This window comes from Phycicoccus sp. HDW14 (genome assembly GCF_011383005.1).
In the GTDB taxonomy this organism is placed as follows: Bacteria; Actinomycetota; Actinomycetes; order Actinomycetales; family Dermatophilaceae; genus Phycicoccus.
On sequence record NZ_CP049935.1, the window covers coordinates 922,463 to 941,040 of the forward strand.

The window sequence follows — 18,578 nt, forward strand, 5'->3', positions numbered from 1 at the left end:
TCACGTCGCGGGCATTCGGGGGCGCCCTCTGTGCTTCCGGGACCTCTCATCCAAGGAGCACCACCATGTCGAACACTCCTGCCGGCTGGTACCCGCAGAACGACGGCCGCCAGCGCTACTGGGACGGCCAGCAGTGGACCGAGCACTTCGCACCCGGGACCGCCCAGCAGACCCAGGCCGCGGCCACCCCTGTCGCCGCCATGGCCGGTGGCGTTGCGAGCGCGCCGCGTCCCTGGTTCAAGAAGAAGCGCATCCTCATTCCCGCCGGGCTCGCAGGCACGGTGATATTCGTGTCTGCTCTGGGTGCCGCAGCAGGCGGGGGTGCGACCCAGGACTCCGCCCTCAAGTCCTCGACGTCGAGCAGCGCCGAGCCCACCCCCGCCACCAAGGCATCTCCGGCTGCCGAGGTGGCGAAGCCTTCTGCCACTCCGACGGCCAAGCCCGCTGCCCCCAAGGCGGCGCCGAAGCCGGCCGGACCCAAGATCGGCACGAAGGTGCGCGACGGGAAGTTCCAGTTCGTCGTCAGCAAGGTCACCTGCGGGATCAAGTCCGTCGGGAACCAGTACCTCGGCACCAAGGCACAGGGCCAGTTCTGTCGGGTCGACATGTCCATCACCAACATCGGTGACGAGGCCCAGACGATGTTCGCCGACAACCAGACCGCGTTCGACACCAAGGGCCGGAAGTTCTCGGCCGACTCCGAGGCATCGATCTACGACGACAAGTCCGAGGTCCTCTTCGAGGAGATCAACCCCGGCAACACCGTCAAGGGCCGCGTCTACTTCGACGTGCCGAAGGGTGTCAAGCTGGCGAAGGTCGAGCTCCACGACTCGCTGTTCTCCGGGGGCGTCGAGGTCGCCCTCACGAAATAGCAGCGGGTCCGCTGCGCCGGACGGGGCGGAGCGCCGGTCGACCGGTGTCGACCGGGGCTCCGTCGGGTGGGACCTCCGATTTATGGTAGACGTCTACCCGGCGAGGGTAGAATGTCTGCCATGAGCCTCAACATCAAGAACGAGCGAGTACACGCGCTGGCTCGCGCGGCGGCAGCACGCACCGGCCGGTCCCAGACGAGCGTCATCGAGGACGCCCTCGAGCAGTACCTCGCGGCGTTGGACCGTCCGGAGCAGGAGGAGGCGTGGCGTCAAAGCCTCGACGACATCCTCGCCCGGATCGACGCCCGGCTGACGGACGAGGACCGTCGGGCGCTGACGACGGACGACCTCTACGACGAGAACGGGCTGCCGGTGTGATCGTCGACTCCTCGGCACTCGTGGCCATCATCGGCCGAGAGCCCGAGCGCGATGTGTTCATCGCGGCGATCCGGTCGGCGGAGCGGGCGCTGATGTCCGCCGGATCGCTGCTGGAGGCGGGGATCGTCGTCGATGCCCGGCGCAGCCCTGAGGTCAGCCGGATGCTCGACGACGTCGTCCGCGACCTGCGCATCGACGTGGTCGCGGTGACCGAGGCGCACGTCGCCCTGGGCCGCGCCGCGTACCGCGACTACGGCCGGGGCAGTGGTCACCCCGCTGGGCTGAACTTCGGCGACTGCTTCGCTTACGCCCTGGCTCGCGAGACCGGGGATCCGTTGCTGTTCAAGGGCGACGACTTCGTCCACACCGACCTCACCTCAGCCGTTCTTCGGTAGTCCGGCAGGCGATCTACCCCCGAGGAACGAGTACGTCGGCGATGGCGGCGTCGACGAGTTTCGTAGCGGCCTCGAGGTCCTTGGCCTCGCCGGCCGCGAAGACCAGGTGCGGGCCGACCGTGAACACCTCCACGACCTGCGAGGTGCCGGTGTGCTTCGTCGCGGTCCCGAAGAAGCTGGGGAAGCGCACCCCACCGTCCCCGCTCGACGTCGGCTGAGGGCGCAGCCGGGTCACTCCGTACTCGGGCGTGCTCGCGGTCGCCTCGTAGAGCACGTACTCGCCGACGCAGGTCGCGGTGAGCCCGCGGTAGCGGGCCAGCTCGCGCTGAGCGCTTGCCGGGTCGTCGAACGGCTGCACGACGAGGAGTGCCGGCACCGATGCCATCTCGCCGGTCTCCAGCTTCGTCGCGACGACGCCGGCGGTCGGCGGCCGCACCGTCGAGCCGTAGCAGGGGTCGAGCACCGGGACCGGGTTGGCCTGCACGGGTCGACCTTTCGTGGGGCGCAGTCGCGCTGCCAGGGCAGCCGCGGACGCGATCGAGCCCCGAGCCGACGGCCCACCCCGGATGACGTCGACCGACTCGCGACCCCGGGTGGTGCAGCCGGTCGCCATCTCCAAGGACTTCTCCAGCGATGTCCCGTCGGCGACGCAGAGGACCGCGAGCCCGTCGACCACCTCCGCCGTGTGGACGCGGTGCACCGTGTGCGGCTTCGCCTTCTGCTGGTACGTCGTCGGCAGGGTCACCACCTCGACCCCGCTCACCACCGCGGACGTCGCGGGGGAGCGGCCCGCACCGCTGGAGGAGGCTCCGTCGCACGACGCCAGCGCGTGCACCGCGGCGACCGCCCGCTCTCGCTGCCCGGACGGGACCGTCGCCACCACCGCACGCAGGCGCTCGACGTCGTGGGTGGTCGGCGCGTCGGCCTGCCGCTCGGCCCACCCGGCCTCGACGTACACACCGTCGGCCAGCCCCGGGACGTCGACCGGCTCGTCCCCGCACACGCTGACGCGGTTGACGGTGCCCGTCGTCGCGCCGGTCAGTCCTTCCGCAGCGCCGGCACCGCCGCGAGCGCCGTCTGGAACGCCTCGGCATGGGACATGACGACCGGCGCCCGCGTCCCCGTGGCCGAGGGGCGGGCGGCCCGGGTCTGCTGGACGTCGGTCCCCGCGCCCGCACCGCACCCCGTGACCACGAGGAGCGCCAGCCCCACACCCGCCAGAACCGCCGACCGAGCCCGCATGTCCGTCCCCTCCGACCGGGCGTCCCTCGCCCACACCACGAGCCTGCCCGTCCGACGCCTCGGGCGCGCGCCGCCTCCGGCCGACCTGTGGACAACCGACGGCGGACGACAGGAGGAAGCCCCGGTCGGCGGGTGCCGACCGGGGCTCCGGTGCGCTGACGCTGCGTGCAGGGGGCGCAGGTGTCAGGCGGTCGCGGGGATCTTCTCGAGGGCCGGGGCCTCGACGTGGACGACCTTGCGGGCGTGGGCCAGGCCCAGGGCGCCGAGGACGAACATGACCGCGGAGCCGATGAAGGCGGCGACCGCTGCCCACATCGCGATGGTGCCGAGGGTGGCGAAGGCGTAGGCGTTGAGCAGCATGCCGCGCAGCGTGGTGCCCATGAAGAGCGTCTGGCGGAGCTGGCCGAGGTCGGCGGTGGCCTGCGCGGTGGGGTCGGCCTTGAGGGCGGCCATGTACTCGCCGGAGACCTGCGAGTAGGTCTTGCCGTCGGCCTGCTCGTTCATGTGGGCCTGGATGTAGTAGTCGGCGTAGGCCTTGGCCTGGGCGCCGGTGGTCATCTCCTGGCCCTCGTACTGCGTGAGGTTGGCCTTCATCTCGTCGGTCGTGAGGGCGGCGGCCACGGGCATCGTGATCTGCTGCGCCGCGAGCTGGTCGTGGACGTTGGAGGTCGCGAAGGTGGAGGCCCAGACGAGGAGCCCGCCGGCGACGAGGAGGACGGCGGCGACGATGATGCCGGTCCAGGAGATGAGCTTGTCGAATGAGCTGCGCATTGGTCTCGAGTCCTTCCGCGGGCCGGAGGTGGTGGCCCGGTCGTTGTGCGTGGTGGTCTGACAGGACCCAAACTACTACGAGACGTAGTACGACGTGTAGTAGTAGAACCCGCAACGACGTATGACGTGCACCACAGCCGGCGCACAGGATGGAGCGACGAGCTCAGAGGTAGACGTCGTCCGCGTAGACGAGCCGCTTCTCCCACACCGGGCCGTCGCCGAACTCCGCGATCTCCGCGCGCGGCGGCGGGTCGCCGGGGAAGCGCTCCCACTCCTCGACGCGGACGCGCCACGTCGACCCGGCGGGTGCACCCGACGCCGTGATGCCACCGACCGGCGTCCGCACGTCCATGACGCCGTCGGCCTCGAGCTCGCCGACCCAGACGAGGTCCTCGGCCCGGCTGGCGTACCCGCGCGGCGCGAGCTCGACCGCGTCGACGCTGGTCCACGCGAGGTCTCCGCCCAGCGTGGCGTCGTAGCGCTGGAGGCGCGCGACGAGAGTCCGGTTGCGGGACACCGAGACCGCGTACTGACGTGATGCCGACTCCCGGTGCCCGGCGAGCCCGGAGACCACGACCCGCGCGTGCGTCGAGTCGGTGCGCGCGACGGAGGCCGTGCGCTCCGGGGCGAGCTGCACCTGGTCGAGCCGCACCGGTGTCGAGAGGTGGGCCCCGGTGACCGACTCCGGCTGGTAGCGCGCGACGGCCAGCCGCACGAAGGGCCAGAAGGTGGCCCGGGCGTCGAACGCGACGTCGACGTACCACTGCTGGCGCTCGTCGCTGAACTGTGGCAGGTATCCGGCGACGACGACCGGCACGGTCGCGGGCGGGTCGAGCAGCCCGCCGCCGGTGAGCGGCAGCGGCAGCGTGACGGGCGGGTGCACCGGGCGCCCGGGGTCGACCCGGTCGTCCCAGCCGATGGTGGAGAGGGCGTCGTCGAGCTCGATGAGCGTGACGGGTCGCTTCGGCACGCCGGGCGCCGTCCAGATCGGGTCCGACCCCCACTGGCTGACGAACGGGAAGCCGCCGGCCGGGTCGGCTTCGGGGTTGCTCGGGTCGGGGAGGGGGTACGGCGCCTTCTCGTCGTCGCCGACCGCCAGCAGAACCGCGAGCAGCTCGCCGTCGCCGCTGGAGTTCCACGGCCGGTCGAGGTAGATGCGCACGCCGGGACGTCGCACCCGCCGGCGTCCGAACGGCTGCTCCGGCTCCTCGGTCTCCTCCCACCGGAACAGCGGCAGGACGGAGTGCACCTTCGGCGGGTCCGGGCGCACGGTCGACGGCAGCGAGACGACGAGCTCCTGGCTCACCGTGCTCTGGCCGTCGTCGAGCGGGTTCGCGGGGTCGCCCGCGATCAGCTCCGGAGCGAAGTACTCACGGAAGCGCGTCGAGGCGCGGAACCGGTAGCGGACGACGTGGTGGCGCGTGTCCGGCATCGGGTGCGCGGTGCTGCGCAGCACCACGCCCTCCCACCCGGGCAGCGTCATGGCCTGGTCGGCGAGCCACAGCGGCAGGATGCGGTCCTGCGGGCGCACGGCGACCTCGAAGCCGGCCGTCGTCGAGTCACGGAGGACCGGGGCCGCCAGGGTGACGTCGTCGACGAGGTCGGTCCAGGCGAGGGATGCCGTGAGCTTCTCGGTGCTGGGTCCGTGCACCTCGACCCCGCCGACGAGCGAGGCGAGCACCGACCCGGGCGCCCGGAACGGCACGATGACGGTCGGCCGGGGCGCGCTGACCGGTCGCGGCACCGCGTGCACGAGTTGCACCTCCTCGCCCGGCGTCAGCGCCCAGAGCAGCCCGTCGGCCGCGGCCTCGCGCACGTCGGCGTTGCCGGTCAGCTCGTCGGCGAGGCTGCGCCACACGCCCATCCACGCCAGGCGGTTCTCGGGCACGGTGCTGGCCAGCCGGAAGGTCTGCACGTCACCGGCCGGCAGGTGGATGTCGAGCGCGCGCCTGTCGATCGACGCCCCGAGCTGCTCGGCGCCACGCAGGGTCAGCAGGAACGGCTCGCGCTCGGGCCAGGCGCCCCCGTAGCGGGCGGTGACCTGCTCGGCGCCCCACGGGAACGCGACGTGCCGTCCGCTGCCGGCCTCGGTGAAGGCCAGGGACACACCGGACGCCAGCGGGTCGGGCAGGTACGGCAGGTGGAGGTCCTCGGTGCCGTGGACGACGTACTGGCCGGGGGCCGGCGCGTCGCCGGGGTTGAGCACCAGCTCGGGCGACGTGCCGGCAGGCGCCGGCGGCAGCACCTTGAGCGGACGCTGCGGGTCGTGCGGGTTGAAGTGGTCGGTGCCGACCGGCTCGGGGAGCAGGTGCACCTCCTCCTGCGTCGACGGGGCGCCGGTGGGCTCGGTCGGGTGCGGCACCTCGCGGTCGTAGAAGGTGCCGCCCTCGCGCAGCGCCCAGGCGAGCATCCGGCGTCGGCCCGCGGGGGTCCCCTCGTCGATGCCGGCGTCGAAGGACCCGTGCAGCTCGGCCTGCACCTGGCTGGTCTTCGGCGGGGCGAGGTGCCGGCGCGCCGACCCGGCGTAGAGCGGCGCCTGCGCGGCGACGGCCGCGGCGTAGGCGTCGGGGTCCTGGGTGGTCACCTCGAGGGTGTCGGGGTCCTGGCTGACGCCCGAGCGCACGACGACGACCCGCAGCGACTCGCCCTCGGTGAACTGCGCGAGCGGCACGACGACCGGCGGGGGCACGGGGTCCCAGCGCAGGAACGGGCGGGCCGGGGTGACGAGGGATGCCGCGAGCCGCAGCCCGGGCACGGTGAGCCCGGGGCCGTCGACGCCGCCGACGATGTCGGCCAGGTGCCCGGCGAGCAGGTCGCGGTTGACGGCGAGGTCGGTGGTCACGGTGCTGCGGGCGATGGTCCCGGAGACGGCAGCCCGCCGGAACGCCGCCCCGACGGCAGCAGTGCGCGAGACGAGACCGGCTGGGGAGAGGGCGGCTCGGCGAGGATGCGACGGGTCGCGACGCCGCGGACACCGAGGTCGCGCAACGGCGCGTCGTCGGCCTCGACCGCGGCGAGGGCCTCGGAGGCCGGTCGGCCCAGCGAGGTCCCTGCGACGACCGTGTGCAGCAGGCTCGGGGAGGCGGCGTCGAGCAGCAGGTCGGTGGCCGATGCGGTGTGGTCGCCACGCCCTCCGCTGACGACCTCGCCGACGACGGGGGCGTCCGGGTCCGCGGGCAGCACGGACTCGAGCAGCTCCGCGCGGTCGGTGCGGTCCCTCCCGTCGGCCTCCGCCACGTCGCGGACGGCCCTGGCGAAGGGCGCGACCAGCGGCGGGAGGTCGGCGGCTCCGGCCGCCTTGAGCCGCCGCGACAACGCGGTGTCGGACAGCGGGGTCAAGCCGGCGGCGACCTCCGCCGCCCCGGCCACCGCCGGCGGGCGGGGGCCGACGTGGTGCGGCCGCACGTTGCCACCGAGGTCGACGCCCCAGGCCCGGAAGGCGTAGTCGCGCCCGAAGCGCAGCCGCGGCAACGTGCCCGGCGCGTACTCGTGGGTGAAGACGAACGGGTGCGGCTCCTTGCCGGTGGGGTCGGTGGAGGTGGTCTCCGGCGTCTCCTCGATGTGCGTGCCACCGCCGGGCGCGTCGGTGTACACCGGCGTCACGCGCTTCCCCGGACGCGGCACGGACAGGCTCCAGCCCTCCCACCCGAACATCGCCTCGTGGACGTGCACCGCCCCGCCCTCGACCCCGCGGGTCTCGGTGGCGCTCGTGCCCTGGATGAAGCCCTCGCCGGGCTCGTCGGCGTACACCGTCTCGCCGGAGACCGCGAGCGTCGAGCGGCGCGAGTGCAGGGAGTGCCACACCCGGGAGACGCTGTCCCACACCTCGACCCGCATCCCGCGGGTGACGTCCTGGGAGTGCAGCAGCGGCATGTCCTGGGGCGCCGCCGGCCCCTCGAGCGCCGACTGGTACCCCTCCTGCCGGCCGAGCTGGTCGAGGCTGCGACCCGCCTGCTGACGCCGGGTGAGCGTGAGCCCGCTGGCGCGCAGGGCCGGCGACGCGGCATCGGCCGGCATCTCCTGCAGCTCGGTGATCGCCAGCCGCGGGATGGTCGTCAGGAACCGCTCGGCCTTGATGGCGGAGCCGTCCGGGTCGACGTCGACGACGTCGAAGACCTCGGTGTCGCCGAGGGTCAGCGCGCCGTCGCTCCAGATGGGCGGGTCGGCCGGGTTCGGCTGTGACACGAACGAGCCGTCCCGCAGCGCCCGCACCGCGAGCCGCGGTGAGCGGCAGGCGGAGTCGCCCCCGCGCGTGTGCACGACGGCCGCTAGCCACCGCGCCCGGGCCAGGCGCGCGGCGTCGGCACGGACGGGCAGCAGCAGCCCGAGCCGGCGGAGGAAGACCGGGTGGTCGCCGGCGGACCCGACGCGCTCGTGGAACTCGGCCTTCGGCGGGGTGAGCGGCGTGACCTTCACCGGCGGGTCGGCCATGACCTGCTTCTCGGCCTGGCTCTCCGGGCGCTCGTAGAACCGGCGGGCCAGGTGCAGCTGCCCGAGCGCGGTGCCCACGGACGCGGCGGGGTCCGCCGGCAGCTGGCCCGCGGAGAGGGTCGTCCACGCGCCGTCGGGGCCGCGCCGGACGCGCCGGTCGAGGTACTCGGTGAGCTTCGACTCGTCGTACCTCGGGATCCGCCGGCGACGGTCGCCGTGCGTGCCGCGTCCGTCGTAGGTGATGGCGTGTGCCTCGTTCGCCTGGCCGACGACGCCCTCGAGCAGCGGGTGCCGGCTCGGCGGGACCGGCGTCAGGGGGTCGGCGGCGACCGTGGCGAGGTGCACGGCCTTGGCGATGTCGGCGCAGTCCTTCGCGGCGAAGGTGCGCCAGTCGCGGGCCTGCCACTCGGGCACGCGGTTGGCGAGCACTGGCGTGTCCTCGCCGAAGGCCTTCTGCCACAACGCCGGGTCGAGGCCGGAGAGGTCGACGTCGGCGTCGAACTCCCCGTTCTGGTCGACGAGCGTGACCGTCACGCCGGCGGTCAGCGTCGCGGCCCAGTCGCGGAACAGGTCGAACTCGCCGAGCACAGCGCCGTCGTGGTCGGGGCGCAGGGTCGGGGCGACGAAGACGGTGACGTGCGCCGGGGCGTCGGCCGCGACGGACACGGGCAGTGCGATGGCGGTGAACCACTCGGAGCTCATGCCGGCACCTCCTCGGGGGCGAAGGCGAGCAGGTAGTCGTCCCAGGCCGGTGCGGAGCCGTCCGGTTCCATGACGACCTCCCGCAGGCTCGGGTCGCCGTTGGAGCCGGCGAACTGGCGCTCGGCCTCGATGGTCACGCTGGCCGAGAAGCAGAGGACGTCGACCTCGACGGTGATGCGCGCCCGGCCGATCATCTTCCCGGTGTCGAAGCTGTAGACCAGCTCCATGTAGAGCTCGATGCTCGCCGAGATGAGGCCGAGGACGTCGACCTCGCCGCGGAGGCGGAAGTACCCGGTGAGAGAACCCTTCTCGCCCTCGAGCCGGATGTAGAGCCCGATGGCCGCTGAGATCGACCCCGACGCGACACCGAAGTCGACGGCGAGGTACGCCCCCGCCTCGAGCCCGAGCTCGAGCACCTCGAGACCCTTGGGGGACAGGCGGATGAGGAACCATCCGCCACCGCCGAGGAAGACGACCGACAGCACGAACGGACGCTCGCGGGTGCAGAAGTTGAACCCGAAGCTGATCGTCTCGCCGAGGAACGGCACCTTGACGTCGGCACCGAGCGACATGTTCGACAGGTTGAAGACGCCGACGGCGAGGTTCGGGAAGGTGAGGCTGAACCCGGCCGTCAGGCCCTCGGGCGTGACCTCGACGCTCGGGGGTCCGAGAAGCCGTCGAGCGGGATGAGGTCCTTGATCGTCTCGACGAAGGAGAGGAAGCCGCCGAAGACGATGTCGCCGAGGACGACGTCGACCTCGGCCTTGCCCGACGTCCCGCCGTGGAACGACATCCGCTCGAACGGGATGGTCACGAGCGGTTCGGACGCGAAGAGGATGAGCGAGAACTTCCGCAGCTCGGCCAGCACCTCGACGCTCGGCGGACCGGACGCCCGCAGCGTGCCGGCCAGGGCGATGACGAGGGAGTCCGGCTCGAGCTTGACGAGCGGGTCCTCGCCCTTCGGCCACGACTCGAGCGTCGGCGCCCACTCGTAGCGGAACGAGATCTCCTTGCGCTCCGGGTCGAAGCCCTGGAGCACGGCGAACGCGTCGTCGACCAGGGCGCCGGCCTCGGCGAGCCGCTTCAGGGTGTCGGCGACCTGGGTCAGGCGGGAGCGGGCGAACAGTGGCAGCGGTGGGCGCACCAGCGCCCGGGCCGCGGCCGACGTGGCCTTGAGCTGGTCCACGGGCCCGCCGAGCGCGTGCAGCGCCTTCCCGACGTCGTCCTTCCCCAGACCGGCCAGCGCTGCCGGGAGCCCACCGACGACGGCCAGCAGGTCGGTCACGGCGGTGGCCAGCGCCTGGGCGTCGTCGAGCAGCCCCTGGGCCTCGGCGAGGGCCGCCCCACCGGCAGCCTGTACCCGGTCGCGCACTGCCGCAGCCTGGTTCGCGGCGTCCTGCGCGGTCGCGACCGCACGCTGCACCTCGCTCTCGATGGCCGAGAACGTGTCGAGGGCCTCGGTGACCAGCGCCGGGGCATCCGCGAGCGGGCCGAGCAGAGGCAGGAGGTCCTTCAGCTCGACGAGGCCGAAGAGCTTGGGCAGGGCGGCACCGAGGAAGGCGGCGGGGTCGAACGAGCCGCTCGCGACGGACGCGAGGTCGCCCACCGGCCGCGGCTCTGGGACAGCCCGGCGATCGTGAGGTTGGGCTGGACGAACCCGCCGGCCTGGTCGGACCCGACGTCGCCCGGCGCACCGCCGAAGCCGATGCGCGGAAGCTCCTGCGGCTCGTCGCGCGCCGGCCCGGTGGTGGCGAGGTCGTCCTTGTACTCGGCGGAGGTGTCGAGCCCGGGCAGCAGCGTCGAGGCCCAGACCCGGCCGGCGTTCCCCGGCGTGAACCCCTTGGCGCGGTACTCCGGGAAGTACGTGATGCGGGTGGCGCCGGTGCCGGCGACGGCCTGGGCCGCGGGCAGCACGACGTCGGCGGTCGACATCCGCGGGCTGCTCCCGCCCTTGCGGGCCGTGCCGAGGACGCGCAGCGCCCGGGTCTCGACGCGCGCGTCGCCGTCCGGACCGGCCGGGGCGAACGCGACGTGCTGGCCGCCGAGGTCGATGACCCGCCGGGGGTCCTCGGCGTAGGCCTTCTCGAGGGCTCGCAGCTGCGCGGCGGGTCCGACGTGCTCGGCCACCCAGACCATCGGCATCGGATGGGTCTGCGGCCGGCCGTCGCGGTCGATGCCGTCGACCTTCCACGCGAAGGTCTTGCCGCCGACTCGTGGCCAGAACGCCTCTGACGGGCTGAGGCCGGTGACCGGGTCGTCGCCGGGCGGGTCGAGGGCGGGCGTGGCTCCGGGGCCGATGCGGGTGCTGAGGAACGGGAACCCGTGCACGGCGGTGTGGTCGCGGAACGGGTCGATGACGACGAGGAACTGGCGCTGCACGAGGCCCGCGGTCGGGTGGTCCTGCGGGCGGATGCTGCGCTGGGTCAGCTTGACGCGCACCGTCGGCTGGCCGAGCGGGAAGAGGTAGCCGGGGTAGACGACGCGCACGTACTGGTCGCGTCCGGCCGTGGCGATGTGGTCCCACGCGAGGATCGAGGCGATCAGCTCGTCGGAGTAGGGCTTGGTGTCCCAGTGGCCGTGCAGGTCGAGCCACGCACCGAGCGCGGTGAGCCAGAGCTTGTCCGCGCCGACGGGCACCGGGTCGATGCGCTTGCGTCCGCTCGCGGGCCAGACCTCGGCCGTCTGCCGGACGAGGCGGTGCCGGTCGGCCCGGTCGAGCGAGCCGAGGAAGGGGTTCGTGGGGGTGGTGGTGCTCGTGACCGTGTCGGGGCCGAGCGGGTCGGTGTCCCCGCGGTCGGCTCCCGGGTCGCGCCAGACGAACGGCGAGACGTCGTCGCGGTCGCGGGCCCAGACCGCCCGGATCACCCGGGACTCGGCGTCGGCGGGGTTGCCGGGCCACAGCAGGTCCTCGTCGGTGCGTCGGCCGGTGTCGAGCCGGGTGTGCCAGAGCTCGAGGTGGCCGGGGCGTCCTTGGCCGGCACGGGTTCGGCGGCGTGGACCCAGTGGCCCTCCGAGGTGGGCGAGACCTGCAGCCGGAAGGGGCCTCGATGGCCGTCTCGTCCAAGGTCGCCTTGCGGCTGTAGGTGCCTCGGCGGAAGAGGATCCCTTCCCGCTCGCGGCTGCCGACGAGGTCGCCGATCCGTCCGGGGAGCGTGGCGGCGTCGAGGCCGCGCCCGAGGCTGATGCCGCGGCTGCGGGCGTACTCCGCGACGACCCGGTCGTTGGCGGCCAGCGCCGTGAAGCCGCGGACCGTGCCGGCGTCGGGCACCACGGTGCCGGCGCTGCCGCGGCGGGTGATGAGCACGTCGTCGGCGCGCAGGACCGCGAAGAGGCCGCCGAGCAGCGGGAGCTCGAGGAACGGGTCGAGGACGAGCTTCCCGGTCGGCAGCTGGTAGGGCGGGGGCCGCCGGCCCGGGGCCTCACCGCGCGGGTGCAGGGCGGCCTCGAGCCGGGGAGGCGCCCGAGGATGCCGGCCGACGTGAGGTCGATGCGTTCGCCCTCGGCGAGGGTGAAGACCAGGCGGCTGCCGCGCGCGGGTCGGTACTGCACCGGGGGGTGGGCGGGGAGGACGACGCTCGGCGTGGTGGTCGTGGGCTCGCGGTCGGGGTGCATCGGGTCGAGCTTCGGCGTGCCACCCGACTCGTACGACGCCTCCTCGTGGGCGTGCTGGAAGGGCATGTCGACGACGAGGGACGCCGTGGGTCCGGCGACGACGACGGAGTGCGGGCGCCGGGCGGCCTTCGGGCCCTTGGTGACCGGCGGCTCCAGGGTGGCTCCGCGGACGGTGACGGTGAGCGCGACGAGGTCACCGGGGCGGATGACGTCGACGACGATGTCGTCCGCGCCGGGGCGGTGGTTGTACGGGTGCAGCTTGCCGGCGTCCGGGAGGCCCGGGACGGTGCGGTCGGTCATCGCCAGCTCCGTGTCCGCGATCCGGGCGTCGGCGTCGCCGGCCGGATCGCAGAGCCGACGACCTGTACGCGAAGAGCCCGGACGGCGCCGGGTGATACGTGCCGGGCGTCGGTCCCCGGCCGGCACGGATGGAGGCAGCCCGTCGACGCTATCGCCGGGCGGAGCGCGCGGATATGGCTCGACCGGGCCATGGCGCCGGCTCTCGAGCCCTCGGAGGCATCTGGATGGGGGAGGGCGCGGGGCGCTGGGGGTCTCTGGCGGTGACTCTCGGATGAGTCAGCATCCGGTGCAACCGAGAGCGGTCGACGAGACACATCATCCGACCGACCGCGGATCCGGGGAACCCGACCCGGCCACGAGGACCCCGACCTAGGGAACGTGCCGAGGGGGCGGATCCGGCGCCGGCTCGTCGTCGTCCGCCGGCGGCTCGGGTTCGAGGTCGTCGAGGTCGGTGACGTCCGGCTCGTCGTCGACCTCGGGCGCGGACCGGGCGGCCTTGACCCCTGCGGCGATGGAGTGCCACAGGTGCCCCGGCCCGAGCTCGCCGAGCAGCCCGGCCCGCCCCAGCACCCCGCGCACCTCGCCGAACACCCGCACGAGGTGGACGTCGACGCCGTGCCGACGTAGCACGTGCACCAGGTGGGTCAGCCGGTCGCTCGTCGTCGAGTCCATCTGGTTGGTCGCCTCGAGGTCGAGCACCACCGCCCGCAGCCCACCCTCGGCGGCCCGCGCGAGGGCGATCCGCTCGACCTGGGCCAGCACCGTCGTCGCGTTCGCCCAGAAGAGCGGACCGCTCGGCCGCAGCACGAGCACCCCGCGGTAGGTCCGCCGGGTGGGGTCGGACGCCAGCGACCCCCACGCCGCCTTCTCCGTGGACACCCGGCCCATCTCGTCGACGTCGACCTGCACCGAGCGGTAGACGAGCCCGAGCAGCGACTGGGCGACGGCACCGAGCAGCCCACCGAGCGGACCGAGCGCCAGCACCCCACCGAACGCGACGAGCGCGGCCACCGCGTCGTTGCGCCGCAGCCGCGCGTACCGGACGAACTCGTGCGGACGGACCAGCGCCCACACCGCGTGGATGACGATCGCCGACAGCACTGTGCGCGGCAGGTCGGCCAGCGCACCCGTGGCCATGACGAGCACCCCGAGGGTGACGACGGCCGAGGTGATGCCGCTCAGCTGGGTGTGTGCCCCGGCGCTGGCGTTGGCGGCGGTCTTCGACAGCGAGCCGCCCACCCCCATCCCGCCGAACAGGCCGGATGCGAGGTCGGCCGCGCCGTGGGCCACGAGCTCGCGGTCGTCGGTGCGGGCGTCGACCTCCTCGGCGGAGAAGGTCCGGACCGCCGCCAGCCCCTCCGCGATGCCGACCGCCGCGATGGCCAGGCCTCCGGTGACCACCCCGCTGAGCAGCCGGACGTCGACGACCGGCAGCGACGGCACCGGCAGCCCGCTCGGCACGGCACCGACGACGAGCACGCCGTGGTCGACCAGGGCCGCCTGCGACGACAGGACGATCCCGACGACGAGGACGAGGAGCGACCACGGCACGCGGGGGAGCAGCCGCTGCCCGCCGAAGAGCACGAGCAGGGCGGCGGCCCCGATGGACAGGGTCAGCCCGTCGAAGTCGCCGACGCCGCCGACGAGGGTGACGAGGCGCTCGGCGAGGTTGCCGGTCGGAGCCGGAAGGCCCGCCAGCGCCGGCACCTCGCCGACGACGATGAGGACCACGAGCCCGGCGACGAAGCCCGTGACGATCGGCTCGCTGAGGAACTGCGCCACCCAGCCGAGCCGCAGCAGCCCCGCGACGACGAGGACGACCCCGGCCGTGAGCGCCAGGGCCGACGTGAGCCGGACCGCCAGCTCCACGTCGCCGCCGGACAGCGCGCGCACGATGGTGCCGGAGAGCACCGAGACCGTGGAGATCGGACCGACGAAGAGCACCCGTGACGTGCCGAGCAGCGCGTAGGCCAGGAGGGCGGGCGGCAGCGTGTACAGACCGACCTGGACGGGCACCCCGGCGACGGCCGCGTACCCGAGGGACTGGGGGACCGCGAGGGCCGCGACGAGCAGGCCGGCGAGCAGGTCGCCCGGGAGGTGGCGCCGGGGGTAGTGGCGCAGCGTCCGGAGGTTCTCCGGCACCACGGCCCACGGCACCTGCACGAGCCCAGTCTGCCGTGTCCGGCACACCTCGCGACAGGGGTCACTCGGGTGTCCGGACACCGGCTCTCGACCGTTCGGTTGAGGGTGACATCGGTGTCGGTAAAGGGCGCTGCCGACCTTCGTAAAGGGTTGGTCAAGTGCCCTGTGAACTCCCTTCCGGCTCCGTAACTTTCGTGGTGCAGGAGGAGCCGGAGGAGTCAGGTGAGCATCACGGTCGACACCACCCCAGGTGTCAGCATTCGGGTTTCGAGCCCTGGTTTCCGGGCGACGTTCACGCCCCGGGTCGCAGCCGCGACCACGGACGCGAACGGCGTCGGGACGACCGCCGGCTCGCCGGTCGGTCAGGTGTCGGGTGCGTCGAGCCCCCAGCTCGCCGCCGTCGAGCGGACGCCCCGCCTCACCGCGGCCCACACGTCGGCCGCCAAGTCGGCGCTCGCGGAGTCGATCCTCGACGCCGAGGACGCCCTCACCTCCGTGCACCGGTCCTGGTTCGCGCCGGCCACCCGCCCGTGCGCCCCGTCGCCGGAGCGGGTCGACGAGTCGACGATCCGCACCCGTCACGCCGAGGCCGCCGTCCGCGGTGTGCCGTGGTTCGACCTGCCGAACCGTCGGCGGGCCGCCCGTGTCGCACAGCGCCGTGCCCTCACCGACATCGGGGTCGCCCGCCGGGCCGCCGAGGAGCGGGTGCAGGCCGAGGAGCAGCGCATCGACCAGTGGTGGGCCGCCCTGTGCGCCAACGACCCCCGCGTCGTCACCGAGCACGTCAACGGCGTCTTCGCCTCCGACCGTGGCACCCGTGCCGCGGCCCTCGGGACCCACGGCGCGTGCGTCGAGGTGGCAGTCGTCGTCTCGGGTGAGCACGTGCTGCCCGCCGAGGAGGTCCGCCTGGCCGCCGACGGCTCGCTGACCATCCGCCGCGCGTCCGTCGCGCACCGGGCCCAGCTGTACCGCCAGCACGTGGCGGCGGTCGTCATCGCCACCGCCCGTCGTGCGCTCGCCGCCTCGCCCGGCGCCGACTCCGTCAAGGTGCACGCCCTGCGCGCCACCTGCACCGGACCCTTCGACGACCTGAACCTCCTGGCCGTCGCCGAGCTGACCCGTGACGACATCCTCCACGCGGACTTCGGGATGGACGCCGTCTCGCTCCTGCTGCGCTTCGGTCGTGGCGTGCGCATCGGCGCGGCGGGGATCGACACCCCCGTCATGGTCCCGCTCGCGCTCGACACCGTGCCCGGGCTGGCCGAGCGGCTCGAAGAGGTCTGCGCCGGTCACCACCGCGCGTCCGCGTAGCCGGCGATGCGGTTCACCGCACCTCCGACCTGGCCACCGATGCCGGAGGGGTGGTTCCCCGACCCCGGGTGGACCCCCGAGCCGGACTGGCCGGCGGCCCCTCGCGGCTGGAGCTTCTGGCGCAACGACTACGGCGTGGCCGTCCCCGGTCCCGCGGGCTTCTACGGCAGCAAGCCGCAGCTGCTGACGGGGCACGGCATCATGCTCGCGCTCGCCGTCGGCCTCCTGGGCCTGTACGTCGGTGCTGGTGGGGGCGCCGACGCCCGGGCGCAGGACCCGACCCCGGCGCGGACCGTCGTGTCCGTGCCGGGGTCCTCACTGCCGTCGACGTCGGGTTCGGGGATCTCCGTCACGCCGTCGACGAGGTAGCGCGCGGCTGGACGGCCGATGCATCGGTGCGCACCCCGCGCGCCGGACGGGCCGTGCCCCGGCCTACGGTGGCCGGATGGACTTCCGATACCTCGGCAACAGCGGCCTCAAGATCTCCGAGATCACCTACGGCAACTGGCTGACTCATGGCTCCCAGGTCGAGAACGACGCCGCGACGGCCTGCGTGCGGGCCGCGCTCGACGCCGGCATCAGCACCTTCGACACCGCGGACGTGTACGCCAACACCAAGGCCGAGACCGTTCTGGGAGAAGCGCTCAAGGGTGAGCGACGCGAGAGCCTCGAGATCTTCACCAAGGTCTACTGGCCCACCGGTCCGGGCGGGAAGAACGACACCGGCCTGTCCCGCAAGCACATCATGGAGTCGATCAACGGCTCCCTCACCCGTCTCCAGACCGACTACGTCGACCTCTACCAGGCGCACCGGTACGACACCGAGACCCCCCTCGAGGAGACGATGCAGGCCTTCGCCGACGTCGTCCGGCAGGGCAAGGCGCTGTACATCGGGGTGTCGGAGTGGACCGCCGACCAGATCCGGGCGGGTCACGCGCTGGCGAAGGACCTCGGCGTGCAGCTCATCTCGAGCCAGCCGCAGTACTCGATGCTCTGGCGGGTCATCGAGGACGAGGTCGTGCCGGCGTGCGAGGAGCTCGGGGTCAGCCAGATCGTCTGGAGCCCGATCGCGCAGGGCATCCTCACCGGCAAGTACAAGCCGGGCGAGGCGCCGCCGGCCGGTTCGCGCGCCACCGACGACAAGGGCGGTGCCGACATGATCAAGCGCTTCATGGACGACGACCTGCTCACGCGCGTCCAGAGGCTGCAGCCGATCGCGGACGAGGCGGGCCTGACGATGGCGCAGCTGGCCATCGCCTGGGTGCTGCAGAACGACAACGTCGCGGCGGCGCTCGTCGGGGCGTCACGACCGGAGCAGGTCGAGAGCAACGTGGCGGCCGCCGGTGTGAAGCTCGAGGCGTCGGCGATGTCGGCCATCGACGAGGCGCTCGGCGACGTCGTCGTGCGCGACCCGGGGCAGACCGCGGCGAACTCGCCGAAGGGCCGCGTCGCCTGAGGTTCCGGCGTTTGCCCGGGCCGCGCGGGTTCAGCTGCGGGAGAGGAGCTCTCGCAGCGACACAGGCGGCCGGCCGGTGACCCGTTCGACGTCGCCGGTGACGACGTCGAGCTCGCCGGCGCGCACGGCGGTGTACGTCGACACCCAGGCGTCGAGCTGCCACGGTGGTGCGCCGTACGACGCGCGGGACGCGTAGGCCTCCTCGACGGTCTCGTCGTGGAAGGTGATGTCGCGACCGGTGACCTCGGCGATGGTCGCGGCGATCTCGGTGAACGACAACGACTCCGGGCCGCTGAGGTCGTAGGACGCGCCGCGGTGCGCCTCGGGGTCGAGCAGTGCGGTGACGGCCACGCGCGCGACGTCCTCACGGGCGACGGCCCCGAGCCGTCCGTCGCCGGCCGGACCGCGGATGACGCCGTCCTCGCCGGCCATCAGCGGCAGGAAGTCGAGGTAGAGGCTGTCGCGCAGGAACGTGTGCGCGAGGCCGGCGTGGCGGACCAGGCCCTCGGTGGCCCAGTGGTCGCGGCCGAGGGTGAAGGTGCAGTCGGCCGCCGCGCCGAGGAACGAGGTGTAGACGACGTGCCCGACACCGGCGTCGGCCGCGGCCTCGACGGCGGAGCGGTGCTCGGCCATCCGGTCGGCGGACTCCGACGCCGAGACGAGGAACAGGACGTCGACTCCGGCGAGGGCGGTGCGCATCGCGTCGCCGTCGCCGTAGGTCGCCGCGACCACCTCGGCGCCCGGCAGCTGCGGGGCGCGCGAGGGGTCGCGGACGACGAGGCGTTGCGCCAGACCGCGGTCGGCGAGGTCGCGGGCGACGCGACCACCGACGGCTCCGGTCGACCCGGTGACGGCGAGGCGGGGGCTTCTCGTGGAGCTCATGCCCGATTGTCCACCGCATCGTTCACGGCCTGGGCCATCGTCGTCGGGGGCGACCGATGAGGCGCTCGAGGTCGCCGCTGGTCA

16 protein-coding genes are annotated in these 18,578 nt (G+C 73.4%); 6 read left to right on the forward strand and 10 right to left on the reverse strand.

The window, feature by feature from the left end; translation table 11 throughout:
- Positions 1-65 precede the first annotated feature (65 nt).
- From G7075_RS22200 to G7075_RS04655, 3 genes are all read left to right on the forward strand, one after another.
- The gene (locus tag G7075_RS22200) at positions 66-872 is read left to right on the forward strand and encodes a DUF4352 domain-containing protein (protein WP_166124220.1); all 807 of its coding nucleotides are present in this window, start codon (positions 66-68) and stop codon (positions 870-872) included.
- 120 nt (positions 873-992) lie between these two features.
- Entirely contained in the window at positions 993-1,250 is a 258-nt protein-coding gene (locus G7075_RS04650) for a type II toxin-antitoxin system VapB family antitoxin (RefSeq protein ID WP_166119338.1), read from the forward strand.
- Complete coding sequence (locus tag G7075_RS04655) at positions 1,247-1,645, forward strand: type II toxin-antitoxin system VapC family toxin (RefSeq protein WP_166119341.1); 399 nt, start codon at positions 1,247-1,249, stop codon at positions 1,643-1,645. The genes G7075_RS04650 and G7075_RS04655 overlap by 4 nt, the downstream gene beginning before the upstream one ends.
- A gap of 13 nt (positions 1,646-1,658) precedes the next feature.
- On the opposite strand, the gene G7075_RS04660 is transcribed toward G7075_RS04655, so the two are convergent.
- From G7075_RS04660 to G7075_RS04700, 9 genes are all read right to left on the reverse strand, one after another.
- Positions 1,659-2,648 carry a hypothetical protein gene (locus tag G7075_RS04660; RefSeq protein WP_166119343.1) on the reverse strand — a complete coding sequence of 330 codons (990 nt, stop codon included), beginning with the start codon at positions 2,646-2,648 and terminating at the stop codon, positions 1,659-1,661.
- Positions 2,649-2,683: 35 nt separating this feature from the next.
- Positions 2,684-2,887, reverse strand: coding sequence for a hypothetical protein (locus G7075_RS04665; RefSeq protein ID WP_166119345.1), 204 nt, complete (start codon positions 2,885-2,887; stop codon positions 2,684-2,686).
- Between the two features lie 183 nt (positions 2,888-3,070).
- Positions 3,071-3,658: a hypothetical protein gene (locus G7075_RS04670; protein ID WP_166119348.1), complete on the reverse strand. Its 588-nt coding sequence runs from the start codon at positions 3,656-3,658 to the stop codon at positions 3,071-3,073.
- Positions 3,659-3,821: 163 nt separating this feature from the next.
- On the reverse strand, positions 3,822-6,500 hold the full coding sequence (locus G7075_RS04675; protein WP_166119350.1) for a hypothetical protein: 2,679 nt from the start codon (positions 6,498-6,500) through the stop codon (positions 3,822-3,824).
- Positions 6,497-8,791, reverse strand: a complete 2,295-nt coding sequence (locus G7075_RS04680; protein WP_166119353.1) for a hypothetical protein — start codon at positions 8,789-8,791, stop codon at positions 6,497-6,499. The genes G7075_RS04675 and G7075_RS04680 overlap by 4 nt, the downstream gene beginning before the upstream one ends.
- Positions 8,788-9,363, reverse strand: a complete 576-nt coding sequence (locus G7075_RS04685) for a hypothetical protein (protein WP_166119356.1) — start codon at positions 9,361-9,363, stop codon at positions 8,788-8,790. The genes G7075_RS04680 and G7075_RS04685 overlap by 4 nt, the downstream gene beginning before the upstream one ends.
- Before the next feature lie 59 nt (positions 9,364-9,422).
- Positions 9,423-10,397, reverse strand: a complete 975-nt coding sequence (locus G7075_RS04690) for a hypothetical protein (protein ID WP_166119359.1) — start codon at positions 10,395-10,397, stop codon at positions 9,423-9,425.
- The gene (locus G7075_RS04695; RefSeq protein WP_166119361.1) at positions 10,304-12,703 is read right to left on the reverse strand and encodes a hypothetical protein; all 2,400 of its coding nucleotides are present in this window, start codon (positions 12,701-12,703) and stop codon (positions 10,304-10,306) included. The genes G7075_RS04690 and G7075_RS04695 overlap by 94 nt, the downstream gene beginning before the upstream one ends.
- A 369-nt stretch (positions 12,704-13,072) precedes the next feature.
- Positions 13,073-14,866 (reverse strand): SulP family inorganic anion transporter, encoded by a 1,794-nt coding sequence (locus tag G7075_RS04700; protein ID WP_166119364.1) that lies wholly within the window; start codon positions 14,864-14,866, stop codon positions 13,073-13,075.
- 345 nt (positions 14,867-15,211) lie between these two features.
- On the opposite strand from G7075_RS04700, the gene G7075_RS04705 reads away from it, so the two are divergent.
- The 3 genes from G7075_RS04705 (at position 15,212) to G7075_RS04715 (ending at position 17,612) form a co-directional block, all read left to right on the forward strand.
- Positions 15,212-16,156: a hypothetical protein gene (locus G7075_RS04705; protein ID WP_166119366.1), complete on the forward strand. Its 945-nt coding sequence runs from the start codon at positions 15,212-15,214 to the stop codon at positions 16,154-16,156.
- A 39-nt stretch (positions 16,157-16,195) separates the two neighbouring features.
- Positions 16,196-16,525, forward strand: coding sequence for a hypothetical protein (locus G7075_RS04710; RefSeq protein WP_166119369.1), 330 nt, complete (start codon positions 16,196-16,198; stop codon positions 16,523-16,525).
- Between the two features lie 76 nt (positions 16,526-16,601).
- A complete protein-coding gene (locus G7075_RS04715; RefSeq protein WP_166119371.1) occupies positions 16,602-17,612 on the forward strand; it encodes an aldo/keto reductase family protein in 1,011 nt (336 codons plus the stop codon).
- 30 nt (positions 17,613-17,642) lie between these two features.
- On the opposite strand, the gene G7075_RS04720 is transcribed toward G7075_RS04715, so the two are convergent.
- Positions 17,643-18,494: an SDR family oxidoreductase gene (locus G7075_RS04720; protein WP_166119374.1), complete on the reverse strand. Its 852-nt coding sequence runs from the start codon at positions 18,492-18,494 to the stop codon at positions 17,643-17,645.
- Between the last annotated feature and the right edge of the window lie 84 nt (positions 18,495-18,578).

Bases quoted from the DNA above. Each gene is read 5' to 3' on its own strand.
- G7075_RS22200 (WP_166124220.1), top strand. From the start codon at position 66: ATGTCGAACACTCCTGCCGGCTGGTACCCGCAGAACGACGGCCGCCAG.
- G7075_RS04650 (WP_166119338.1), top strand. From the start codon at position 993: ATGAGCCTCAACATCAAGAACGAGCGAGTACACGCGCTGGCTCGCGCG.
- G7075_RS04665 (WP_166119345.1), bottom strand. From the start codon at position 2,887: ATGCGGGCTCGGTCGGCGGTTCTGGCGGGTGTGGGGCTGGCGCTCCTC.
- G7075_RS04670 (WP_166119348.1), bottom strand. From the start codon at position 3,658: ATGCGCAGCTCATTCGACAAGCTCATCTCCTGGACCGGCATCATCGTC.
- G7075_RS04680 (WP_166119353.1), bottom strand. From the start codon at position 8,791: ATGAGCTCCGAGTGGTTCACCGCCATCGCACTGCCCGTGTCCGTCGCG.
- G7075_RS04685 (WP_166119356.1), bottom strand. From the start codon at position 9,363: ATGTCGCTCGGTGCCGACGTCAAGGTGCCGTTCCTCGGCGAGACGATC.
- G7075_RS04695 (WP_166119361.1), bottom strand. From the start codon at position 12,703: ATGACCGACCGCACCGTCCCGGGCCTCCCGGACGCCGGCAAGCTGCAC.
- G7075_RS04710 (WP_166119369.1), top strand. From the start codon at position 16,196: ATGCCGGAGGGGTGGTTCCCCGACCCCGGGTGGACCCCCGAGCCGGAC.
- G7075_RS04715 (WP_166119371.1), top strand. From the start codon at position 16,602: ATGGACTTCCGATACCTCGGCAACAGCGGCCTCAAGATCTCCGAGATC.
- G7075_RS04720 (WP_166119374.1), bottom strand. From the start codon at position 18,494: ATGAGCTCCACGAGAAGCCCCCGCCTCGCCGTCACCGGGTCGACCGGA.